This is a genomic window from Cellulomonas sp. URHB0016, from assembly GCF_054057935.1.
In genome coordinates this window covers 3,700,173-3,722,053 of sequence record NZ_JBSRZU010000001.1, presented here as the reverse complement: position 1 = coordinate 3,722,053, position 21,881 = coordinate 3,700,173, and the positions used below count along the sequence as shown (strand labels likewise).

The window sequence follows — 21,881 nt, the reverse complement described above, 5'->3', positions numbered from 1 at the left end:
CCGGCAGGGGCTGTGTCGTGCGGTCGGTGTTCAGGCGGAAGCGAGTGCGTCGGCGCCCGACACGATCTCGCTGATCTCCTGGGTGATCTCACTCTGGCGGGCCTGGTTGGCCAGCCGCGTGTACATGCGGATGAGGTCTTCGGCGTTCTCGGTCGCGGTGTGCATCGCACGCTGGCGCGCAGCGAGCTCGGAGGCGGCAGCCTGCAGCAGGCTGGCGTAGATCCGGCTCCGCACGTAGCGCGGGAGCAGCGCGTCGAGGACGACGGCGGGCTCCGGCTCGAACTCGTACAGCGGCAGCGTGTCCGTGTCCTCGACGGGCGCCACGCCCTCGACGACCTCGAGGGGCAGCAGCCGGATGACGCGCGGACGCTGCGTCACCATGTTCACGAACTGCGTGTAGACGATGTGCACCTCCGCGATGCCGCCCGCGTCGGCAGGGGCGCGGTACGCCTCGAGCAGCGTCTCCGCGATCTCGCCGGCGACGTCCGAGGACGGCGCGTCCGACGAGCCGGTCCACACGCCCGCGAGCTCACGCCCGCGGAACGAGTAGTAGGCCGAGGCGCGACGACCCGAGACGTACAGGGCGACCTCCTTGCCCTCCCGCTCGAGCCGCCCGATGAGCCGCTCCGTCTCGCGGATGACGCTCGCCGAGTAGGCGCCTGCCATGCCCCGGTCCGACGCGATGAGCAGCACGGCGACACGCGAGGTGTCGGTCCGCTCGACGAGGAACGGGTGCGTGACGTTCGAGTGCGTCGCCACGGCCGACACCGCGCGAGTGATCGCACGCGAGTACGGCGCCGCGAGGCTCACCCGGTCACGCGCCCGTCCGATGCGGGACGCAGCGATCAGCTCCTGTGCCCGGAACATCTTCTTGAGCGACTGCGTGGACTTGATCCGCGCCTTGTAGATCCGCTGGGAACCGGCCATCTCAGGACCGCTTCTGCTTGACGATCTGCTCCTGCTCGACCTCGACACCGGGCTGGCCGTCGTCACCGCTGACCAGCGGCGTGCCGTCCGAGACCAGGAAGCCGTTGCGGACCTCGTCCACCGCCTCTGCCAGCGCCTTCTCGGTCGCGTCGTCGAGCTTGCCCGTCGAGGCGATCGTGGTCAGCACGTCCGTCTTGCGGCGCAGGTGCTCGATCAGCTCTGCCTCGAAGCGGCGGACGTCCTCGACCGGCACGTCGTCGAGCTTGCCCTTGGTGCCGGCCCAGATCGACGCGACCTGGTCCTCGACCGCGAACGGGCTGTACTGGCCCTGCTTGAGCAGCTCGGTCAAGCGGGCACCACGGGCCAGCTGCGCACGGCTCGTCGCGTCGAGGTCCGACGCGAACATCGCGAACGCCTCGAGCGAGCGGAACTGCGCCAGGTCCAGCTTCAGCGTGCCGGAGACCTGCTTCATGGCCTTGACCTGGGCGGCACCACCGACGCGGGACACCGAGATGCCGACGTCGACGGCGGGGCGCTGGTCCGCGTTGAAGAGGTCCGACTGCAGGAAGATCTGGCCGTCGGTGATCGAGATGACGTTGGTCGGGATGTACGCCGAGACGTCGTTCGCCTTGGTCTCGATGAGCGGCAGGCCGGTCATCGAGCCCGCGCCCAGCTCGTCCGAGAGCTTGGCACAACGCTCCAGCAGACGGGAGTGCAGGTAGAACACGTCACCGGGGTAGGCCTCGCGGCCCGGCGGGCGGCGCAGCAGCAGCGACACGGCGCGGTACGCCTCCGCCTGCTTCGACAGGTCGTCGAACACGATGAGGACGTGCTTGCCCTGGTACATCCAGTGCTGGCCGATGGCCGAGCCGGTGTACGGGGCGAGGTACTTGAAGCCGGCGGGGTCGGACGCCGGAGCCGCGACGATCGTCGTGTACTCCAGGGCGCCGGCCTCCTCGAGCGCACCGCGGACGGCGGCGATCGTTGAGCCCTTCTGGCCGATGGCGACGTAGATGCAGCGGACCTGCTTCGTCGGGTCGCCGGTCTCCCAGTTGGCCTTCTGGTTGATGATCGTGTCGATCGCGATCGCCGTCTTGCCCGTCTGGCGGTCGCCGATGATCAGCTGACGCTGGCCACGGCCGATCGGGATCATCGAGTCGATCGCCTTGATACCGGTCTGCAGCGGCTCGTGCACGGACTTGCGCGCCATCACGCCGGGAGCCTGGAGCTCGAGGGCACGACGACCCTCGGTCTCGAGGGCACCGAGGCCGTCGATGGGCTCGCCCAGCGGGTCCACGACGCGACCGAGGTAGCCGTCGCCGACGGGCACCGACAGGACCTCGCCGGTGCGGCGGACCTCCTGGCCCTCCTCGATGCCGGTGAACTCACCGAGCACGACGACACCGATCTCGCGCACGTCGAGGTTGAGCGCGAGGCCGAGCGTGCCGTCCTCGAACTTGAGCAGCTCGTTCGCCATCGCGCCCGGCAGGCCCTCGACCTGCGCGATGCCGTCGCCCGCGAGCGTGACACGGCCGACCTCTTCCGAGACGGCGCCCTTGGGCTCGTACGTCTTCACGAAGCTGTCCAGCGCGGCGCGGATCTCCTCCGGTCGGATCGTCAGCTCAGCCATTGCTTCTCTCCTGTCGTGGCGCACGCGGTGCGTGCGGTCTCACATGTCTGGTGCGCGCGGGCGCGCAGGTCAGCCCGCCAGCTGTCGGCGGGCGTCGGCGAGGCGGGCGAGCACGGTCGCGTCAACGACCTGCGGTCCCACCTGCACGCGCAGGCCACCGAGGATCTGCGGGTCGAGCACGGTGTTGAGCTGGATCACGCGACCGTAGGCACGCTCGAGGATCTCTGCGAGCCGGTCGCGCTGCACCACGGTGAGTGGCGACGCCGAGTGCACGGTGGCCACCTGACGGTTGCGGCGGTCCGCGATGAGGTCGGCCAGGTGACCGAGGCTCGCCACGTACCGGCGCCCGCGCGGTGCGGCCGCCACACGCTCGGCGACGAGCAGCGTCACGGGCGACACACGGCCGCCGATGATCTGGTCGACGAGGTGCACGCGGGCCTCCGCCAGGACGCTCGTGTCGAACAGCACCCGGCGTACCTCACGCTGCCCGGCGAGGGCGCGCGAGAACCGGAACAGCTCGTCCTCGACCTGGCCGAGCGTGCCGTCCGCCTCCGCGGCGGCGAGCACGGCATGGAACGCCAGGTGCTCGACCGCGTCGGCGACGTCGGCGTCCGCCGACCACCGTGACCGGACCAGGCCCTGCGCGGCCTCGACGACCCTCGGGTCGGCCGAGTCGAGCAGGCGGCCCACGAGCCCCGCCTTCGCCTCGGCCGCGATCGACGGGTCGGCGAGGACCCGGCGCAGCGAGCCGGAGGAGTCCAGCGCGTCCACCAGGGCGAACAGCTGTTCACCGAGGACCGACGACTGCGCACCTGCGGCGCTGACGACCGGCTCCCACCGCTCCTCGGCGGCGGCGAGCGACGCCCGACTCGTCCCGCGCATCAGTTCCCCTTACCTGCGTCCGTCGCGCCCGCCGTCGTCGCCTCGAGGTCGTCGAGGAAGCGGTCGACGACGCGCGAGCGCCGCGCCTCGTCCTGGAGCGACTCGCCGACGATCTTCGACGCGAGCTCGGTGGCCAGCGTGCCGACCTCGGCGCGCAGCGAGACGCTCGCCTGCTGGCGCTCCGCCTCGATCTGCCGCTGAGCGTTCTCCACGATGCGCGCGGCCTCGGCCTGCGCCCGCGTCCGGGACTCCGCGATGATCGCGGTGCCCTCGTTGCGCGCCTCCTCACGGATGCGCGCGCTCTCCGTGCGAGCGTCCTGGAGCTGCTGCTGGTACTCGGCGAGGGCAGCCTGCGCCTCCGCCTGCGCCGTCTCGGCGAGCGCGAGCCCGCCCTCGATCTTCTCGGTCCGCTCGTCGAGCACCGCCTGGATCTTCGGCAGCGCGTACTTGAGGAACACGAAGCCGAGGATCACGACGATGAACAGCGACCAGACGATGTCATATCTCTCCGGGAGGAGCGGGTTCGGCAGCTCCTCCTCGGCAGCGACCACCGCGCCGTGCGCGGCGGCGATCAGCTGCCCGGCGATCACGGGAAGATGAAGGGGGTGACGAGACCGAGCAGGCCGAACACCTCGATGAAGGCGAGGCCGATGAACATGGTGGAACGCAGCTGGCCGGACATCTCCGGCTGGCGGGCCATGCTCTCGATCGTCTTGCCGAACAGGATGCCGAGGCCGATGCCGGGGCCGATGGCGGCGAGGCCGTAGCCGATGACGGCGAGGTTGCCGGTCATGTTGTGGTTCCTTTCATCTGCGCGCCGCGCGGCGCGTCCGGGGTGGGGCGACGATCCGGGACCGTGTCCGTCGCCGTCGGGCGAGCGATTGCTCAGTGGTCGGGTTCCAGCACCATCTGCAGGTACACCGCGGTGAGGATGGCGAAGACGTACGCCTGCAGGGCGGCCACGAAGATCTCGAGCAGGAAGAACGCGAACCCGCCCGCGAGCGTCACGACGCCGAGGACCTTCATGCCGTTCGCAGCCTGGAAGAAGAAGAACGACGTCGCCGAGAAGCACAGGGCCAGCAGCAGGTGGCCGGCCATCATGTTCGCGAAGAGTCGGATGGTCAGCGTCGCCGGGCGCAGCAGGAAGACCTGCAGGAACTCGACGGGCGTCAGCAGGATGTACAGGCCCTTCGGGACGCCGGCCGGGAAGAGCGCACCCTTGAGGAAGCCGCCCGGGCCCAGCTTCTTGACCGCCGCGCCGATGTAGAGGAAGAACACCCACAGCGCGAAGATCAGCGGGAGCCCGATGACCGAGGTCCCCGCGACGTTGAGGAACGGAACGACGCCGGTGATGTTGAAGAAGAAGATCGTGAAGAAGATCGTCGTGATGATCGGCGCGTACTTGTTGCCGAGCTTCTCGCCGAGCGTCTCGATCGCGATCTGACGACGGCAGAAGTCGAGGACGAGCTCGATCACGACCTGGAACCTGCCCGGAACGAGCTTCGCGCGGCGCGCGGCGAGCACGATGAGGAGGATGGAGACCGCGGCCGCGATGAAGCGGACGATCATGATCCGGTTGATCTCGAACGGCGTGCCCTCGAACGCGACCGCGGGCGGGAAGAAGTCCGCCAGCGTCGGCGCATGGAAGCCGCTGTCGCTTTCTTCCGCGGCGAGCGGGAGGATCGTCGCAAGGCTGAACAGGGCGGTCTCCTGAGATCGAGGGTGGCGCCCACCCGCGGCTGCGCGGGCACGCTGGCGACACCTGGCCGTCGTGTATGCGGGGAAGCCTAACCTATGAGTCGGCTTGTCCCGACCGGTCGTTCACCCCACCGGACGGGCCGTCCGGTGACCCCGTCCCGGCGCTCTCGGAGGCCCCTGGTGCAGCGGCCGGCTCGACGTACGGGATGTGTCCCCGCTGCACCGCACGCAGGTCGAGGACGGCCGAGCCGAGGACCCCGGCGAAGAGCACGAGCCCCAGGACGACCCGGTCGTAGAAGTCGAACCTGCTGAGCACGGCCAGGGCCACGAAGACCACCACGACCTTGGCGAGCCAGGCCCCCATGATGACCGCCGACGTGCGGGCGGGCGAGCTGCGGACCGTCGCCAGCACCGACAGGACCGTGGTCCCCGAGAAGATCAGCGCGATCGCGACGCCGAGCAGCGCGCCCCACGCCCCCGGGGCACCGGCGACGAGCACGCCGATGCCCACGCCGAGCACGAGCAGGACGCCGAGCAGCACGAGCATGTCCCGGAACGCCTGGCGGACCACGGCCTCGACCGCCTGCTCGCTGAGTGGGGGGCGGGCGCCCGGTGCGGGGGCGTGCGTCATCGGACTTCCTCCGGGGTGGGGACGGGCAGCGGGGCCGACGGCACGGGGTCGGCAGACGGGTCGGGCGACCCGTCGGGCGTCGACCGGCCCCGCAGCGGGCCCAGGGTGAGCAGCGTGGCGACGACGACGCCGACGCCGAAGCAGATGAGCACCACGGTCGTCGACCACAGGACGAGCGCCGAGACGCCGAAGGCGAAGACGGCCGTCCAGATGTACATGATCGCCACGGCGCGCCGGTGCGAGTGGCCGAGCGCGAGCAGGCGGTGGTGCAGGTGCATGCGGTCCGGGTGGAACGGCGACTTGCCCGCTCCCACGCGACGGACCACGGCGAGCGCCATGTCCAGCAGCGGGAGCAGCAGGATCGCGAACGGGAGCAGGATCGGCAGGAACGCGGGGAACCGCTGCCTGTCGAGCACGGACTCCGTGTCGATCTGGCCGGTCACGACGATCGCGGCGGCCGAGATCACGAAGCCGAGCACCATCGCGCCCGAGTCCCCCATGAAGATGCGTGCCGGGTAGAAGTTGTGCGGCAGGAAGCCCAGGCACGCCCCGACCAGCGCGGCCAGCACGAGGGCAGCCAGGCTCGCATAGTCGCCGCCGCCCGCAGGCGTCCGGGTGAGCAGGTACGCGTAGAGGAAGAACGCGGTGCCGCCGATGGCCAGCACACCCGCCGCCAGGCCGTCGAGGCCGTCGACGAAGTTCACCGCGTTCATCGCGATGACGACGGTCAGCACCGTGAGGAAGGTCCACATCCGCGTGGAGCTGATGACGTTCACGTCACCGAACGGCAGCTGGTAGAGCTGGACGCCCTGCCAGGCGAGGAACCCTGCCGCGAGCAGCTGGCCCATCAGCTTGGTGAGCCAGTCGAGGTCCCAGATGTCGTCGGCCACGCCGAGCGCGCACACGAGCGCCGCTCCCCCGACGATCCCGACGAGCGGGCGGGGGTTCCCGTACAGGGCGTGCAGGAACGGCAGCCGGCTCGCCATCAGGATCGCGACCAGGAGGCCCGCGAACATGGCCATGCCGCCGAGACGCGGCGTGGGGATGGCGTGGACGTCGCGGTCGCGCACGGCGGTGATCGCACCCCAGCGCAGGGCGCACCACCGGGCGAGCGGCGTCACGAGGTAGGCGACGGCCGCGGCGATGAGCAGGACGAGGAGGTAGACCCTCATGCCGTCGAGCCCCCCGGGGCCACCGGTGCGTCGGCCTCCGCCGTCCCTGCCTCAGGGCGGTCGACCGGGCCCGATGCGGGCGCGCCGGAATCGGGTCCGTCCACCGCGGTGACCTCCCGGAGCCGCTCCAGCGGGAGCGCACCCGCGCGGACGAGCCGCAGGCGGTCGCCCGTCGCGTCGACGATGGTCGAGGCGACACCGCCCGGTGCCGTCCCGGCGTCGAGATACACCGTGACCGACTCGCCGAGCTGGTCGTAGGCGTCCTGCGCGGTCACGGCGGCGGGAGACCCCGTCCGGTTGGCGCTCGAGACCGCGAGGGGGCCGGTGCGCCGCAGGACCGCGAGCGCGGTGGCGTGGTCCGGCACGCGCAGCGCGACCGTGCCGCGCGTCTCGCCGAGGTCCCAGGCCAGGGACGGCTGTGCCGTCACGATGAGCGTGAGCCCTCCGGGCCAGAACGCCTCCGCCAGAGCGCGCGCGCCGGCAGGGACGCCGGTCGCGAGGCCGTCGAGGGTGCGGACGTCGGGGATCAGGACCGGCGGGGGCATCTGCCGGCCACGCCCCTTGGCGTCGAGGAGTGCCTGCACGGCGGGGGGCGTGAACGCGTCGGCGCCGATGCCGTACACGGTGTCGGTGGGCAGGACGACGAGCGCGCCACGGGCGACCGCGTTGACCGCCTCGTCGATCGCGGGTCCCCAGGTGCTCGGGTCGTCGGCTGCCGAGATCCGCTCGCTCACGCCTGCGATCCTCCCACGCTGCCGGGGGCCGGCTCGCCGGACGTGCCGGGGACGGCGCGGTCTGCCGTGGGCTCCGTCGCGGACGGCGCCCGACGCGCGACGAGCATCCGCGGGCGGCCCGTCAGGTCAGGCCGGGTGCCGACGTCGACGAACGCGCCGGTCGCGTCCGCGTCCCGGCGTGCGGCGGCGTCCTGGACCTCCGCGTGCTCCATCACGAGCAGCCCGCCCGGCACGAGCAGCCGGGCGGCAGCGGCGAGCACGGCCCGGGGGATCTCGAGCCCGTCGGCCCCGCCGCCGTACAGGGCGAGGTCGGGGTCGTGGTCGCGGACCTCGGGGTCGACGGGCACGGCGTCGGGCGGGATGTACGGCGGGTTCGAGACGACCACGTCGACCCGTCCGGCGAGGTCGGCGAGCAGCGCGGGGTCGCACACGTCGCCGACCTCCGCGCGCACGTCGGTCGCGCCGTGGGCGACCGCGTTGCGGCGGGTCAGCGCGACGGCAGCCGTCGAGGCGTCGACCGCGGTGACCTGCGCCGCCGGCACCTCGGTGGCGACGGCGACCGCGATCCCGCCCGCCCCGCAGCACAGGTCGACGACGAGCGGCGCGCGCCCCTCGGCGGCGACGCGGTCCGCCTCGTCGATCGCGACCTGGGCGACCTGCTCGGTCTCGGGCCGCGGGACGAACACCCCGGGCTCCACGTGCATCGTCAGGTACCGGAAGCCGGTCGAGCCGGTGATGTGCTGGAGCGGCTCACGCAGCCGACGACGCTCGACGAGGTCGGCGTACCGCTCCGCGAAGCCCGTCTGCACGGGCGGCGGGAGGACCAGCTCGAGCCGCTCCACACCGAGCGCGAACGCGGCGAGCACGGTCGCGTCGCTCCGCGGGGACGGGACGCCCGCGTCGTCGAGCACGCGCGCCGCGCCCTCCACGAGCGCCCGCAGGCCCGGCGCGGGCCGGCCGTCCCGCATCGGTGCCCCGCCCGGCACGCTCACGCCCCGGCTGCCGCAGCCAGGCGCGCCGCCTCGTCGGCGTCGACGGCCGACTGCACGACCGGACCCAGCTCACCGCCGAGCACGGTGTCGAGGTTGTACGCCTTGTACCCGGTGCGATGGTCGGCGATGCGGTTCTCGGGGTAGTTGTAGGTACGGATCCGCTCCGAGCGGTCCACCGTGCGGACCTGGCTGCGGCGCGCCTCGCTCGCCGCGGCGGCGGCCTCCTCCTGCCGGGCGGCCAGGAGTCGCGCGCGCAGGATCCGCATGGCCTGCTCGCGGTTCTGCAGCTGCGACTTCTCGTTCTGCATGGACACGACGATGCCGGTGGGCACGTGCGTGATCCGGACGGCGGAGTCCGTGGTGTTGACCGACTGGCCCCCCGGGCCCGACGAGCGGTAGACGTCGATCCGCAGGTCGTTCGGGTCGATCTCGACCTCTCCCTCGTCCTCGGCCTCCGGGAAGACGAGCACGCCGGCGGCCGACGTGTGGATGCGCCCCTGCGACTCGGTCACCGGGACGCGCTGGACGCGGTGCACGCCGCCCTCGTACTTGAGGTGCGCCCAGACGCCGTCCTCGGGAGCGACGACGCCGCGGGACTTCACCGCGAGCTGGACGTCCTTGAACCCGCCGAGGTCCGACTCGGTCGCCTCCAGCAGCTGCGTGGACCAGCCCATCTTCTCGGCGTAGCGCGTGTACATCCGCAGGAGGTCCCCGGCGAAGAGCGCGGACTCCTCACCGCCTTCCCCGGCCTTGATCTCGAGGATCACGTCCCGGGCGTCGTCCGGGTCGCGGGGGATCAAGACGTTGCGCAGGCGCGCGGACGCGGCGTCGGCGGCCTCCCGCAGCAACGGCAGCTCCGCAGCGAAGGCCTCGTCGACCTCGGCGAGCTCCGCGGCGGCGTCGGCGTCGTCCGCGGCGGAGCGCCAGACGCGGTACGCCTGCGCGACGCGGCCGAGCTCGGCGTACCGGCGGCCGAGCCGGCGGGCGTGCGCGGCGTCGGCGTGCACCCCGGGGTCGGCGAGCTGCACCTCGATCAGGGCGTGCTCGGCGAGCAGCGGCTCCGCAGCCGCGAACGCGTCGCTCATGGGATCTCCTCCGGTGCACCCGGCATGGCTGCCCGACCGTCGGGCGGTGACCGCGGAGCGGGCCGGTCGCCGGTCGGGACTTCCTGACAACGCCACAGCGCCGGTGCCCGCGCGGACACTGCCATGGAGGGCAGTCGTCCGCGCCGGGCACCGGCGCTGCGAGGGTGCTAGTTGGCCGGCTTCTTGCCGTACCGGGCCTCGAACCGGGCCACGCGGCCACCGGTGTCGAGGATCTTCTGCTTGCCCGTGTAGAACGGGTGGCAGGCGCTGCAGACGTCGGCGTGGATCTTGCCGCTCGTCACGGTCGAGCGGGTGGTGAACGTGTTGCCGCAGGTGCAGGTGACCTCGGTGACCACGTACTCCGGATGGATGTCAGACTTCACGGGAATCTCCTCGATGGTTTGTCCCCGGGTCCCGCACGCAGCGCGCGCAGGTGAACCGCGGACCAGCAGGACATTGTGCCAGAACGGTTCCCCAGCCCGAAATCTTCCCGGTGGACGCCCGACGTCGGTGCGGCCTCTCGGTCCTACGATGACCCGACAAGTCGTTGCCCCGGAGGACAGTTTGCCCAGGACGCTCGTCGTCACGAACGACTTCCCCACCCGCCGGGGCGGCATCGAGGCGTTCGTGGCCGCGCTGAGCGACTCGTTCCCGCCCGGCGAGGTCGTCGTCTACACCGCCTCCATGCCCGGGGACGCCGCCTACGACGCCGAGCTGCCCTACCCGGTGCTCCGCGACCGCGCGACGACGCTCCTGCCCAGCCGGCGCGTCCGCCGCGACGTGGTCGCCGCGTTCCACGAGCACGGCTGCGACCGGGTCCTGTTCGGCGCGTCCGCCCCGCTCGGCCTGCTCGCCCGCGCGTTGCGGGCCGCCGGTGCCGAGCGCGTCGTCGCGCTCACGCACGGGCATGAGGTGTGGTGGGCCCGGATGCCCGGCACCCGCCGGCTGCTGCGCCGCATCGGCGACGACGTCGACGACCTGACCTACATCTCCGACTGGTGCCGCGACGAGATCGGGCGCGCGCTGTCCCCCGCAGGCCGGGCGAAGCAGCGCCGCCTCGCGCCGGGTGTCGACTCCGACCGGTTCCGCCCCGGCTGTGGCGGGGCGGAGGTCCGCGAGCAGCTCGGCCTGTCGCCGTCCACGCCGCTCGTCGTCACGGCGTCCCGGCTCGTCGAGCGCAAGGGACAGGACGTGCTCGTCGAGGCGTGGCCCGCCGTCCGGGCGGCGGTCCCCGACGCCCGGCTCCTCGTCGTCGGCGACGGACCGCACCGCGCGACGCTCGAACGCCAGGTCCGGACCCTCGAGCTCGACGATGCCGTCACCTTCGTCGGCGCCCGCGCCTGGAAGGACATGCCGCCGTACTTCGACGCCGCGGACGTGTTCGCGATGCCGTCCCGGACGCGGCTGCACGGCCTCGAGCCCGAAGGGCTCGGCATCGTGTTCCTCGAGGCGGCGTCGTGCGCGAAGCCGGTCCTCGTCGGCCGCAGCGGCGGTGCGCCCGACGCCGTCGATGACGGCGTCACCGGGTACGTCGTGGACCCGACCGACCCGGCCGAGGTCGCCGCGCGGCTCTGCGACCTGCTGACCGACCCGGAACGCGCACGTGCCATGGGCGCCCTCGGACGTGCCCGGGTGGAACAGCACTGGCAGTGGGAGCAGGTCGGCGAGACGTGTCGGCAGTACCTCGGGGCGCAGCCCGTTCCCGACGTGGTCTGAGGGCCACCCTCGACGCGGTCAGGGTCGATCCCTCCAGCTGTCCGAGCGGGCACTCCGGGCTGGTGCTGACCGTGTCCGTCGTGCGGCTGCTCCTGGTCGCCCGGCTGCACCGGCGGTGGGTCCGGCGGGGTGGCCGCCGCCGTCGGCGGGGTGGCCGTCGCCGTCGGCGGGGTGGCCGTAGCCGTCACCGCGTCGCGGCTGGTGGCGGGCGAGCACTACCTGACCGCCGCCGCCGGCACGACGGTCGGGGTCCTGGGACTCCTGCTCGTCCTCGCCGTGCTCCTGCGGCTGTTCCCGGTCCCCGACACGGCGACGAGCGGCACCCCGTGGGACAGGGCCGGGCGCCGTGCCCGCCGGGCGGACCGACGCCGACGGGCCCGCTCCCTCAGGGAGGCGGGGCCGTCGGCCGTGCGGACCGTCAGTCGGTGCCGGGCGTCGTCTTCTGCACCTGGAGCAGGAACTCGACGTTGGACTTCGTGTCGCGCAGCTTGCCGAGCAGCAGCTCGATGGCCTGCTGCTGGTCGAGGGCGCCCATGACGCGACGGAGCTTGTAGATGATCTTCAGCTCGTCGTTCGCCATGAGGATCTCCTCGCGGCGGGTACCGGACGCGTTCACGTCGACCGCCGGGAAGATCCGCTTGTCCGCGAGCGAGCGGGAGAGCCGGAGCTCCATGTTCCCGGTGCCCTTGAACTCCTCGAAGATGACCTCGTCCATCTTGGAGCCGGTCTCGACGAGCGCGGACGCGAGGATGGTGAGCGAGCCACCGTTCTCGATGTTGCGGGCCGCGCCGAAGAACCGCTTGGGCGGGTACAGCGCCGAGGCGTCGACACCGCCCGACAGGATGCGCCCGGACGCCGGGGCCGCCAGGTTGTACGCCCGGGACAGTCGCGTGAGCGAGTCGAGCAGCACGACGACGTCCTGGCCCAGCTCGACGAGCCGCTTGGCCCGCTCGATGGCGAGCTCGGCGACGATCGTGTGGTCCGACGCCGGACGGTCGAAGGTCGAGGCGATGACCTCGCCCTTCACCGTGCGCTCCATGTCGGTGACCTCTTCGGGGCGCTCGTCGACGAGCACCACCATGAGGTGGACCTCGGGGTTGTTCGCCGTGATCGAGTTGGCGATCTGCTGCATGATGATCGTCTTGCCCGCCTTGGGGGGCGCGACGATGAGGCCGCGCTGGCCCTTGCCGATGGGGGCGACGATGTCGATCACGCGCGACGTGATGCGCGTGGGGTCGTACTCCAGCCGCAGCCGGTCCTGCGGGTAGAGCGGCGTGAGCTTGGTGAACTCCGGCCGGTTGCGGGCCTCCTCCGGGTCCATGCCGTTGACCGCGTCGAGGCGCACGAGCGCGTTGAACTTGTTGGGCCGGTTGCCCTGCTGGGGTGCCTGCTGCTCGCCCTCGCGCGGCTGGCGGACGGCGCCCGTGATCGCGTCGCCGCGGCGCAGGCCGGACTTCTTGACCTGACCGAGGGAGACGTACACGTCGTTCGGTCCGGGCAGGTAGCCGGTCGTGCGGACGAACGCGTAGCTGTCCAGCACGTCGAGGATGCCCGCGACGGGCAGCAGGACGTCGTCGTCGGTCACCTCGAGGTCGTCGAGGCCCGCGACGTCCGGCGCACCCGGTCGCCCGCGTCCGCGCTTGCGGTCACGGTCGCGGTAGCGGTCGCGTGACCTGCGGCGACGTCCGCCGCGCTCGTCGTCCTCGTACCCGGCCTGGTCGCCCCGCGGCTGGTTCGCGTTCTGCGCGCCCTGCTGGCGGGTGGCCTGCTGAGTGCCCTGCTGCGCGGGCTGCTGAGCGGGCTGCTGGCCGCCCTGCTGCTGGTCACGCTGCTGGTCGGAGCGCGGCTGTTCCGAGCGCGGCTGGCGCTGCTGGCTCTCCTGCTGACCCGCCGGCTGTCCCGTCTGCGGGCGACCGTCGGTCTCGTCCTGGGGCGAACCCTGGCCCCGGCCGGCGCGACGTGAGCGGCGTTCGCCGGTGACCGTGCCGACGGCGTCGGCGGCACGGTTCGCACGGTCGTCACGCTGTTCGCCGGGCGCCAGGCGCGCGTCGAGGGCGGCCTCGAGGCCGGCGAGGGCGTCGGCGCGCGGCGCCCGCTCGGTCGTGGTCTCGCTGCGGGTCGCGGTCCGGACCTGCGGCTCTGCGTCCTGGCCCTCGGCCGGTGCCGCTTCGACCCGGGTCGCGGAGCGCCCCCGACGAGCCCGGACCGGCGGCTCGGCGACGGCGACGGTCTCCGTACGGCGCGGCTCCAACGCCTGGGGCCGGGAACCGGTGCGGGCCGCAGTGATGGCCTCCACGAGGTCGCCCTTGCGCATCTTGGAGGTGCCCTTGACGCCGAGCTCGGACGCGAGCGCCTGGAGCTCGGGCAGGCGCAACGCGGACACGGAGGCGCTGCGGGCTGATCCGCCGGTGGGGCTCACGGCGGGATCGATGGTGTCTGTCACGAAGGACCCTTCCCCTCGTCGATAGGCCGAAGCCCCGGGGGGACGGGGGTTCGGCCAGCGCCCGGTCTCTCTGACCGGAACGAGCTGGCACGCGCGGCGTTCGACGACGTCTGCGACATCTGCGCGCGTGGGCTGGAATGCTCCCGGATCGTCGACTCTCGCTGGACACCCGGGCGATGGACGGCGCGGGCGACCCGGAGGACGAAATCCGGGGAACGCGTCGATGCTACCACTGTCGGTCGCTCGTCCTGGGTGCCTGACGACCCGACGACGCTTTCACCCGATGGGCTGTTGCCTCGTCGCAGAGACCTTCTCCCCGAGCGCACCGACGGTGTCCACAGCCAGCGGGAGGATCCGCCAGCCACCCATCGCGCCACCGAAGGCCGCGTCGAGCGCGGCGTCCGCGTCGGTGTGCGCAACACCGCTCTCCGCGGGTGCACCACCCGTCCGGCGGGCCAGGACCAGGACCGTCGGACCGGCACCGGAGACGACAGCAGCGACGCCCCGGGAGCGCAGCATGTCGACGAGCGCCATGGAGTCGGGCATGACCGACCGGCGGTACTCCTGGTGGAGCCGGTCCTCGGTGGCGCCGAGGAGCAGCGCGGGGTCGGACCCGAGGGCGTGCACGAGCAGGGCCGCACGGCCCGCCTGGAAGGCGGCGTCGACGTGCGGGACGGTCCGGGGCAGGACACCTCGGGCCGCCTTCGTGGCCAGCTGCGACGCCGGGACGACCGCCACCGGCACGACCTGTGGGTGCACGGCGATCCTGGTTGCCTCGACCGCGCCGGTGGTGGAGTCCGTCCACGCGATGGTGGCGCCGCCGAGGATCGCCGGAGCGGCGTTGTCGGGGTGGCCCTCCATCGCGGTGGCGAGGGCGAGCAGCGTCTCGTCGGGCAGCGCGTCCGGCTCGGCGACGAGCTCGCGGGCGGCGACCAGGCCCGCGACCACCGCCGCGGCCGAGGAACCGAGACCGCGGCCGTGCGGGATGCGGTTGTGGCAGACGAGGTGCAGGCCGGTCTGCGGGGCGCCGACATGGTCGAGCGCGACGCGCAGGGCCCGGACCACGAGGTGCGTCTCGTCGTCGGGGACCGCACCGGCACCCTCACCCGTCACCTCGACCGTGACGCCGGCCGAACCCAGGGCCCGGACCTCCAGCTCGTCGTGCAGCGCCAGGGCGACGCCCACCGCGTCGAAGCCCGGGCCCAGGTTGGCGCTCGTCGCCGGGACGCGCACGCGGACCCGGTCCGTCCCCAGGCGCACGGCGGTCAGTCCAGGCCGAGCGCGGACGCGATGGACATGACGTCCGCCGACACCCGGACGGGCTGCACGTCGCTGCCGTCCGCCGTGCGCAGCGCCCACTGCGGGTCCTTGAGGCCGTGGCCGGTGACGGAGATGACGATGCGTGCACCCTGCGGCACGCGGCCGGCCTCGGCGAGCGCGAGCACTCCGGCGACGCCCGAGGCCGAGGCGGGCTCGACGAAGACGCCGACCTCCGCCGACAGGATGCGGTGCGCCGCGAGGATCTGCTCGTCCGTGACGGCCTCGATGAGACCGCCCGACGAGTCCCGTGCGTCCTCGGCCTGGGCCCACGAGGCCGGGTTGCCGATGCGGATCGCGGTCGCGATCGTCTCCGGGTCGTCGATGGGGTGGCCGGCGACGATCGGTGCGGCGCCGGCGGCCTGGAACCCCCACACGACGGGCGTCCGGGTCGCGACGGCGGTGTGCGCGGCGCCCGCGTCGAGGCCCGCGTACTCGCGGTAGCCCTTCCAGTACGCGGTGATGTTGCCGGCGTTGCCGACGGGCAGGACGTGGATGTCGGGTGCGTCGCCGAGCGCGTCGACGATCTCGAACGACGCCGTCTTCTGGCCCTCGATGCGGTCGGGGTTCACCGAGTTCACCAGCTCGACGGGGAACGCCTCGGCGAGCTTGCGCGCCGCGATCAGGCACGCGTCGAAGTTGCCGTCCACCTGCAGGAGACGGGCACCGTGCGCGATCGCCTGGCTGAGCTTGCCCATCGCGATCTTGCCGTCCGGCACGAGCACCGCGCAGACCATCCCGGCGCGCGTCGCGTACGCGGCGGCCGACGCGGACGTGTTGCCCGTCGAGGCGCAGACGACGGCCTTCGCGCCGCGTCCGGCGGCGGCCGAGATCGCCGTGGTCATGCCGCGGTCCTTGAACGAGCCGGTCGGGTTCATGCCCTCGACCTTGACGAACACCTCGGCGCCCGTGCGGTCCGACAGCACCGGCGCCGGGACGAGCGGCGTGCCGCCCTCCCCGAGCGTCACGATCGTCTCCTGGACGTGCGCGGGCAGGCGGTCGGCGTACTCGGCGATGACGCCGCGCCACTGGTGGGCCATCAGGCTCCTTCGACTCTCAGGACGGACACGACCCGGCGGACCACGTCGAGCGCCTCGATGGCCTCGACCGTGCTGCGCAGCGCGTGCTCGGTGGCGGTGTGGGTGGTGATGACGAGCATGGCGAGGTCGGTGAGGACCCGGCCGTCGCCCTTCGGCGTCTGGCGGACCGACTCGATCGAGACCTCGTGCCCAGCGAGCACGGCGGCGACCTGCGCGAGGACCCCCGGACGGTCGGCGACCTCGAGCCGCATCTGGTACCGCGTCCGGGCAGCCGACGCGGGCAGCACCGGCAGCGCCGCGTACGACGACTCGACCGGCCCTCGCCCGCCGAGCACCCGGTGCCGGGACACCGAGACGACGTCGCCGAGCACGGCCGACGCCGTGGGCTGGCCGCCCGCCCCGCGCCCGTAGAACATGAGCTCGCCCGCCGCGTCCGCCTCCACGAACACCGCGTTGAACGCGCCGCGCACGCCCGCGAGCGGGTGGTCGGCCGGGACCAGCGCGGGGTGAACACGGACCTGGATGCCGGCGACGGCGGTCCCGTCCGGCGCGGCGCTCTCGCCGCGCTCGGCGATGGCGAGGAGCTTGATGACGTACCCGGTGCGCTCGGCCCACGCGACGTCGTCGGCGGTGAGCGCCGTGATGCCCTCGCGCTCGACGTCGTCCATGGACACCCTGGTGTGGAAGGCGAGCGACGCGAGGATGGCCGCCTTGGCCGCCGCGTCGTAGCCCTCGACGTCCGCCGTCGGGTCCGCCTCCGCGTACCCCAGGGCCTGGGCCTCCTTGACCGCCTGCTCGAGGTCGAGGCCCTCGGTCGCCATGCGGTCGAGCACGTAGTTGGTGGTGCCGTTGACGATCCCGAGCACTCGTCGCACGTGGTCGCCCGCGAGCGACTCGCGGACCGGGCGGACGATCGGGATGGCCCCGGCCACCGCAGCCTCGAAGTACAGGTCCACGCCTGCGGCGTCGGCGGCCGCGTAGAGGACCGGACCGTCCTGCGCGAGCAGCGCCTTGTTCGCGGTGACGACCGAGGCGCCGTGCTCGATGGCCCGCAGCAGCAGGCGCTTGGCGGGCTGCAGGCCGCCCATCAGCTCGACGACGACGTCGGCCTTCTCGACGAGGCCGTCGGCGTCGGCGGTGAGCAGCGACCGGTCGACCACCGGGTCCCGCTCCGCGTCGACGTCGCGGACCGCCACGCCCACGAGCTCGAGCCGCGCGCCGACCCGCGACGCCAGGTCGTCGGCCTGCGTGGTGAGCAGCCGGACCACCTCCGTGCCGACGACGCCGCAGCCCAGGACGGCGACGCGCAGGACCGGGCGGGTGTCGCCGGGCGACGAGGGCGCAGACACGGGTGGCTGCCTCCAGACGGGGTAGGGCACCGTCCCCGACGATCCCGGGGCGGGCGCCCCCAGGATAGGGGTGCGGTCCACCACGTGGGCCGCGAGGTCCGCCCTGTGGGAGCACCACCGTGCGGGCCGTGCCGTGCAGCGCTCGGCCGTCAGCCCTCGTCGAGCGCGAGCAGGTCCTCCACGGTCTCGCGACGGACCAGCACGCGCGACGACCCGTCACCGACCGCGACCACCGGCGGGCGGGTCAGGAGGTTGTAGTTGGACGCCATCGACCGGCCGTAGGCACCCGTCGCCGGGACCGCCAGCAGGTCACCGGCGCGCACGTCGCCCGGGAGCTGCACCTCGTGGACCACGATGTCACCGCTCTCGCAGTGCTTGCCGACCACCCTGGCGAGCACCGGCTCCGCCGTCGAGAGCCGGCCGACGACCTCCGCGTGGTACTGCGCGCCGTACAGGGCCGGGCGGATGTTGTCGCTCATCCCGCCGTCGACCGAGACGTACGTCCGGGTCCGGCCGTCGTCGAGCCGGACGGGCTTGACCGTGCCGACCCTGTACAGCGTGAGGCCGGCAGGGCCGACGATCGCACGGCCGGGCTCGATCGAGAACCTCGGGAGGGCCGTGCCGAGCTCCGCGGCGGTGGCGGCCACCGACGCGGCGACGTCCTTCGCGATGCGGTCGGGGTCCAGGGCCACCTCACCGGGCAGGTAGGCGATGCCGTAGCCGCCGCCCAGGTCGACCTCCCCGACGAGCACGCCCGTGCGCTCGGCGAGGTGGGCGCGCAGCGAGAGGACGGCTCGCGCGGCGACCTCGAACCCGGAGGGGTCGAGGATCTGCGACCCGATGTGCGAGTGGATGCCCAGCAGGTGCAGCTCGGGCCTGGCCAGGACGGCCAGCAGCGCGGTGACCGCGGGGCTGTCGGCGCCCTGGTCTGCCGCCAGGGACAGGCCGAACTTCTGGTCCTCGTGCGCGGTCGAGATGTACTCGTGGCCGCCCGCGTGCACGCCGGTGGTCACGCGGACCATCACGGGTGCCGGGTCTCCCCCGCGCTGCTTCACGAGGTCGGCGAGACGGTCGATCTCCACGAGGGAGTCGACGATGATCCGGCCCACGCCCGCGTCGAGCGCCGCCGCGAGCTCGTCGTCCGACTTGTTGTTGCCGTGCAGGCCGACGTGCGCGCCGGGGACGCCCGCCCGCAGGGCGACCGCGAGCTCGCCGCCGGACGCGGTGTCGACGCGCAGCCCCTCCTCGTGGACCCAGCGGGCGACCGCGACGGAGAGGAACGCCTTGCCGGCGTAGTAGACGTCGACGCCCGTGCCGATCTCGGCGAACGCCGTCTCGAACGCGCGGCGGTAGCCCCGGGCCCGTTCGCGCAGGTCCTGCTCGTCGATCACGTAGGCGGGCGTGCCGTAGGTGGCCGCGAGCGCGTGCACGTCGACGCCGCCGACGCTCACCGTGCCGTCGTCGGACCGTGCGACGCCCCGGGACCAGGGCTCGCCGGGGATGGCGCTCACATGCGCTCCGGGGCGCTCACGCCGAGCAGGGCCAGGCCGTTGGCGAGCACCTGGCGGGTGGCGTCGTTGAGCCACAGGCGGGTGCGGTGCACGTCCGACACCTCCTCGTCGCCGAACGGCGTGACCCGGCGCTGGTCGTACCACTTGTGGTACGCCCCGGCGAGCTCCTCGAGGTAACGGGCGACCCGGTGCGGCTCGCGCAGGTCGGCGGCCTGCGCGACGACGCGCGGGAGCTCGGCGATCTGGCCGAGCAGCACTGCCTCGGACTCGTGGTCGAGCAGCGACGCGTCGAACCCGTCCTCCGTGCGGACACCTGCGTCCGTCGCGTTCCGGGCCACGTTCACCGTGCGGGCGTGCGCGTACTGCACGTAGAAGACCGGGTTCTCGTTCTTCGCGCTCGCCAGCAGGTCGAGGTCCAGGTCGATCGAGGAGTCCGCCGACGAGCGGGCCAGGGCGTACCGGGCGGCGTCGACGCCCACGGCATCGACCAGGTCGTCCATGGTGAGGACGGTGCCGGCGCGCTTCGACATCCGCACGGGCGCGCCGTCCTTGACAAGGTTGACCATCTGCCCGATGAGGATCTCGAGGTTGACGTGCGGGGTGTCGCCGAACGCCGCGCAGACGGCCATCATCCGGCCGATGTACCCGTGGTGGTCGGCGCCGAGCATGATGACGACCCGGTCGAAGCCGCGCTCCCGCTTGTCGAGGTAGTAGGCGATGTCGCCCGCGATGTACGCGGCCTCGCCGTCCGACTTGATGATGACGCGGTCCTTGTCGTCACCGAAGTCGGTGGTGCGCAGCCACACGGCGCCGTCGGCCTCGAACACGTGGCCACCCTGGCGGAGCCGCTCCACCGCGTGCTCGACGGCGCCGGACTCGTGCAGCGAGTCCTCGTGGAAGTACATGTCGAAGTCGACGCCGAAGTCGTGCAGCGACTGCTTGATCTCGCCGAACATCAGCTCGACGCCGCGCGCGCGGAACGCCTCGGTGGCCTCGGGCCGCGGCAGCTCACGGGGGTCCGGCTCGCCGGCGGCGAGAGCGTCCGCGACGACCTGCTCCGCGATCTCGGTGATGTAGGAGCCGCCGTAGCCGTCCTCGGGGGCGTCCTCGCCGAGCGCCCGGGCGACGAGCGAGCGCGCGAACCGGTCGATCTGCGCACCGTGGTCGTTGAAGTAGTACTCGCGGGCCACCTCGGCGCCGGACGCCTGGAGCACGCGCGCCAGGCTGTCGCCGACCGCGGCCCAGCGCACGCCGCCGATGTGCAGGGGGCCGGTCGGGTTCGCGGAGACGAACTCGAGGTTGACCTTGACGCCGGCGAGAGTCTCGTTCTGCCCGTACGCCGTGCCCTGCCCGACGACCGTGCGGGCGAGCTCGCCCGCGGCGGCGGTGTCGAGCCGGATGTTGAGGAAGCCCGGCCCGGCGACCTCGACCGACGCGATGCCGTCGACGTGCGCCAGGCGGTTCGCCAGCTCCGTGGCGAAGGCCCGCGGGTTGGTGCCGGCCTTCTTGCCCAGCTGCATCGCGACGTTCGTCGCCCAGTCGCCGTGGTCGCGCTGGCGGGGTCGCTCGAGGTGCACGGTCGCGGGGACGTCCGCGACGTCGAGGTCGAACGTGCCGTCGTCGACGGCGTGCACCAGGGCGGCCCTCAGGGCCTCGGAGAGCTGTGCGGGAGTCACGCGTCAAGGGTAGGGGACCCCGCCGAGGCCTTGAGCCCGCTGGAGCTGCGGCCGCTCGTCGGCGGTACGGCCCTGCGTGGGGGCGCCGAGCGTGCCCGGCCGGCACGCCCGCCAGGCCGTGCCGAGCTGGACGACCAGCAGACCCGGGCGTCCCGCGGACGGCGCCGCCGCGCCCCCGCTCCACCCCCGGCCTCGCCGCCACGGCGTGTCCCCTGGTCGGAGGTCTGGCGGAGGCGGGTCCGCCCGGTGTTGACTGCACGGCATGCCTGGACTGGGAGTCTGACCCGATGGCGCGTCGCACCGGTCTGATCGACACCGCCGTCGACGAGCTGCGCAGCCGTATCACTGCGGGCGACTGGCCGGTCGGGGCACGGATCCCTCCGGAGCCCGCGCTCGTCGACCTCCTCGGCGTCGGCCGGAACACCGTCCGGGAGGCCGTCCAGTCGCTCGTCCACGCCGGGCTGCTCGAGCGCCGTCAGGGCTCGGGCACGTACGTGCTGTCCACGTCCGAGCTCGCCGTGTCGATGGGGCGGCACATCGCCGACGCCCGCCAGCGGGACGTCATCGAGGTGCGCCGGGCGCTGGAGGTCGAGGCCGCGCGCCTCGCCGCACGCCGGCGGACCGCCACCGACGCGTCCGGCCTGCTGGAACGTCGCGACGAGCGCGCCGCCGCCTACCTGTCCGGCGACCTCGACCGCATGGTGGTCACCGACCTGGACCTGCACCGGGCGATCGTCCGCACCGCCGGAAACCCGGTGCTTGTCACGCTGTACGAGAACCTCCTCGACGCGATCGGCGAGAACATCCGGTTCAACTTCGTCGCCGACACCCACGGGCACGACGCGCACGACGGGCTCGTCGAGGCCATCGTGGCGGGCGACGACAAGGGGGCGGTGGACGAGACCAGCCAGTACCTGTCCGCGCTGCTGGGTGAACGCTGAGGGGCTGGTAGTGTCGTGCACCGCGCGAGGCGACTCGCGCAGCGCACGACACGGCACGCCCGCGTAGCTCAGTGGATAGAGCGTCTGCCTCCGGAGCAGAAGGTCGAAGGTTCGAGTCCTTTCGCGGGCACACATCA

The 21,881-nt window shown here is 72.9% G+C and carries 20 protein-coding genes and 1 tRNA gene; 3 read left to right on the top strand and 18 right to left on the bottom strand.

Features of this window, described 5'->3' with window-relative positions:
• Window positions 1–30: 30 nt before the first annotated feature.
• The 12 genes from ACVW07_RS17090 to rpmE all read right to left on the bottom strand — a co-directional run bounded on the left by ACVW07_RS17090 (window position 31) and on the right by rpmE (window position 10,134).
• Window positions 31–927 (bottom strand): F0F1 ATP synthase subunit gamma, encoded by an 897-nt coding sequence (locus ACVW07_RS17090; RefSeq protein ID WP_456820409.1) that lies wholly within the window; start codon window positions 925–927, stop codon window positions 31–33.
• Window position 928: 1 nt separating this feature from the next.
• Window positions 929–2,557 (bottom strand): F0F1 ATP synthase subunit alpha, encoded by a 1,629-nt coding sequence (gene atpA, locus ACVW07_RS17085; protein ID WP_456820408.1) that lies wholly within the window; start codon window positions 2,555–2,557, stop codon window positions 929–931.
• Window positions 2,558–2,626: 69 nt separating this feature from the next.
• Window positions 2,627–3,439 carry a F0F1 ATP synthase subunit delta gene (locus tag ACVW07_RS17080; RefSeq protein WP_456820407.1) on the bottom strand — a complete coding sequence of 271 codons (813 nt, stop codon included), beginning with the start codon at window positions 3,437–3,439 and terminating at the stop codon, window positions 2,627–2,629.
• Window positions 3,439–4,029: a F0F1 ATP synthase subunit B gene (locus tag ACVW07_RS17075; RefSeq protein WP_456820406.1), complete on the bottom strand. Its 591-nt coding sequence runs from the start codon at window positions 4,027–4,029 to the stop codon at window positions 3,439–3,441. The genes ACVW07_RS17080 and ACVW07_RS17075 overlap by 1 nt, the downstream gene beginning before the upstream one ends.
• Window positions 4,026–4,232 carry an ATP synthase F0 subunit C gene (atpE, locus tag ACVW07_RS17070; RefSeq protein ID WP_203756789.1) on the bottom strand — a complete coding sequence of 69 codons (207 nt, stop codon included), beginning with the start codon at window positions 4,230–4,232 and terminating at the stop codon, window positions 4,026–4,028. The genes ACVW07_RS17075 and atpE overlap by 4 nt, the downstream gene beginning before the upstream one ends.
• A gap of 92 nt (window positions 4,233–4,324) precedes the next feature.
• On the bottom strand, window positions 4,325–5,071 hold the full coding sequence (atpB, locus tag ACVW07_RS17065; protein ID WP_456821110.1) for a F0F1 ATP synthase subunit A: 747 nt from the start codon (window positions 5,069–5,071) through the stop codon (window positions 4,325–4,327).
• Between the two features lie 160 nt (window positions 5,072–5,231).
• On the bottom strand, window positions 5,232–5,768 hold the full coding sequence (locus tag ACVW07_RS17060; RefSeq protein WP_456820405.1) for a hypothetical protein: 537 nt from the start codon (window positions 5,766–5,768) through the stop codon (window positions 5,232–5,234).
• Window positions 5,765–6,940, bottom strand: coding sequence for a glycosyltransferase family 4 protein (locus tag ACVW07_RS17055; protein WP_456820404.1), 1,176 nt, complete (start codon window positions 6,938–6,940; stop codon window positions 5,765–5,767). The genes ACVW07_RS17060 and ACVW07_RS17055 overlap by 4 nt, the downstream gene beginning before the upstream one ends.
• Complete coding sequence (locus ACVW07_RS17050; RefSeq protein ID WP_456820403.1) at window positions 6,937–7,674, bottom strand: L-threonylcarbamoyladenylate synthase; 738 nt, start codon at window positions 7,672–7,674, stop codon at window positions 6,937–6,939. The genes ACVW07_RS17055 and ACVW07_RS17050 overlap by 4 nt, the downstream gene beginning before the upstream one ends.
• Window positions 7,671–8,642, bottom strand: coding sequence for a peptide chain release factor N(5)-glutamine methyltransferase (gene prmC, locus ACVW07_RS17045; protein WP_456821109.1), 972 nt, complete (start codon window positions 8,640–8,642; stop codon window positions 7,671–7,673). The genes ACVW07_RS17050 and prmC overlap by 4 nt, the downstream gene beginning before the upstream one ends.
• 20 nt (window positions 8,643–8,662) lie before the next feature.
• Complete coding sequence (prfA, locus tag ACVW07_RS17040) at window positions 8,663–9,751, bottom strand: peptide chain release factor 1 (RefSeq protein WP_456820402.1); 1,089 nt, start codon at window positions 9,749–9,751, stop codon at window positions 8,663–8,665.
• A 167-nt stretch (window positions 9,752–9,918) separates the two neighbouring features.
• A complete protein-coding gene (gene rpmE, locus ACVW07_RS17035; RefSeq protein WP_456820401.1) occupies window positions 9,919–10,134 on the bottom strand; it encodes a 50S ribosomal protein L31 in 216 nt (71 codons plus the stop codon).
• Between the two features lie 181 nt (window positions 10,135–10,315).
• On the opposite strand from rpmE, the gene ACVW07_RS17030 reads away from it, so the two are divergent.
• The gene (locus ACVW07_RS17030) at window positions 10,316–11,467 is read left to right on the top strand and encodes a glycosyltransferase family 4 protein (protein WP_456820400.1); all 1,152 of its coding nucleotides are present in this window, start codon (window positions 10,316–10,318) and stop codon (window positions 11,465–11,467) included.
• Between the two features lie 418 nt (window positions 11,468–11,885).
• Here ACVW07_RS17030 and rho read toward each other — a convergent pair whose 3' ends face one another.
• The 6 genes from rho to argS all read right to left on the bottom strand — a co-directional run bounded on the left by rho (window position 11,886) and on the right by argS (window position 20,803).
• Window positions 11,886–13,910, bottom strand: coding sequence for a transcription termination factor Rho (rho, locus tag ACVW07_RS17025; protein WP_456820399.1), 2,025 nt, complete (start codon window positions 13,908–13,910; stop codon window positions 11,886–11,888).
• Between the two features lie 276 nt (window positions 13,911–14,186).
• Window positions 14,187–15,170: a homoserine kinase gene (thrB, locus tag ACVW07_RS17020; protein ID WP_456820398.1), complete on the bottom strand. Its 984-nt coding sequence runs from the start codon at window positions 15,168–15,170 to the stop codon at window positions 14,187–14,189.
• A gap of 5 nt (window positions 15,171–15,175) precedes the next feature.
• On the bottom strand, window positions 15,176–16,267 hold the full coding sequence (gene thrC, locus ACVW07_RS17015) for a threonine synthase (protein ID WP_456820397.1): 1,092 nt from the start codon (window positions 16,265–16,267) through the stop codon (window positions 15,176–15,178).
• Window positions 16,267–17,616, bottom strand: a complete 1,350-nt coding sequence (locus tag ACVW07_RS17010; RefSeq protein ID WP_456820396.1) for a homoserine dehydrogenase — start codon at window positions 17,614–17,616, stop codon at window positions 16,267–16,269. The genes thrC and ACVW07_RS17010 overlap by 1 nt, the downstream gene beginning before the upstream one ends.
• Before the next feature lie 149 nt (window positions 17,617–17,765).
• The gene (gene lysA / locus ACVW07_RS17005) at window positions 17,766–19,127 is read right to left on the bottom strand and encodes a diaminopimelate decarboxylase (protein WP_456820395.1); all 1,362 of its coding nucleotides are present in this window, start codon (window positions 19,125–19,127) and stop codon (window positions 17,766–17,768) included.
• Window positions 19,124–20,803: an arginine--tRNA ligase gene (gene argS, locus ACVW07_RS17000; RefSeq protein WP_456820394.1), complete on the bottom strand. Its 1,680-nt coding sequence runs from the start codon at window positions 20,801–20,803 to the stop codon at window positions 19,124–19,126. The genes lysA and argS overlap by 4 nt, the downstream gene beginning before the upstream one ends.
• A 287-nt stretch (window positions 20,804–21,090) precedes the next feature.
• Between argS and ACVW07_RS16995 the strand changes: the two genes are divergently transcribed.
• Window positions 21,091–21,744: a FadR/GntR family transcriptional regulator gene (locus tag ACVW07_RS16995; RefSeq protein ID WP_456820393.1), complete on the top strand. Its 654-nt coding sequence runs from the start codon at window positions 21,091–21,093 to the stop codon at window positions 21,742–21,744.
• Window positions 21,745–21,801: 57 nt separating this feature from the next.
• A tRNA-Arg gene (locus ACVW07_RS16990) sits at window positions 21,802–21,874 on the top strand.
• Window positions 21,875–21,881 lie beyond the last annotated feature (7 nt).

Bases quoted from the DNA above. Each gene is read 5' to 3' on its own strand.
- ACVW07_RS17090 (WP_456820409.1), bottom strand. From the start codon at position 927: ATGGCCGGTTCCCAGCGGATCTACAAGGCGCGGATCAAGTCCACGCAG.
- atpA (WP_456820408.1), bottom strand. From the start codon at position 2,557: ATGGCTGAGCTGACGATCCGACCGGAGGAGATCCGCGCCGCGCTGGAC.
- ACVW07_RS17080 (WP_456820407.1), bottom strand. From the start codon at position 3,439: ATGCGCGGGACGAGTCGGGCGTCGCTCGCCGCCGCCGAGGAGCGGTGG.
- atpE (WP_203756789.1), bottom strand. From the start codon at position 4,232: ATGACCGGCAACCTCGCCGTCATCGGCTACGGCCTCGCCGCCATCGGC.
- ACVW07_RS17060 (WP_456820405.1), bottom strand. From the start codon at position 5,768: ATGACGCACGCCCCCGCACCGGGCGCCCGCCCCCCACTCAGCGAGCAG.
- ACVW07_RS17055 (WP_456820404.1), bottom strand. From the start codon at position 6,940: ATGAGGGTCTACCTCCTCGTCCTGCTCATCGCCGCGGCCGTCGCCTAC.
- prmC (WP_456821109.1), bottom strand. From the start codon at position 8,642: ATGCGGGACGGCCGGCCCGCGCCGGGCCTGCGGGCGCTCGTGGAGGGC.
- prfA (WP_456820402.1), bottom strand. From the start codon at position 9,751: ATGAGCGACGCGTTCGCGGCTGCGGAGCCGCTGCTCGCCGAGCACGCC.
- thrC (WP_456820397.1), bottom strand. From the start codon at position 16,267: ATGGCCCACCAGTGGCGCGGCGTCATCGCCGAGTACGCCGACCGCCTG.
- ACVW07_RS16995 (WP_456820393.1), top strand. From the start codon at position 21,091: ATGGCGCGTCGCACCGGTCTGATCGACACCGCCGTCGACGAGCTGCGC.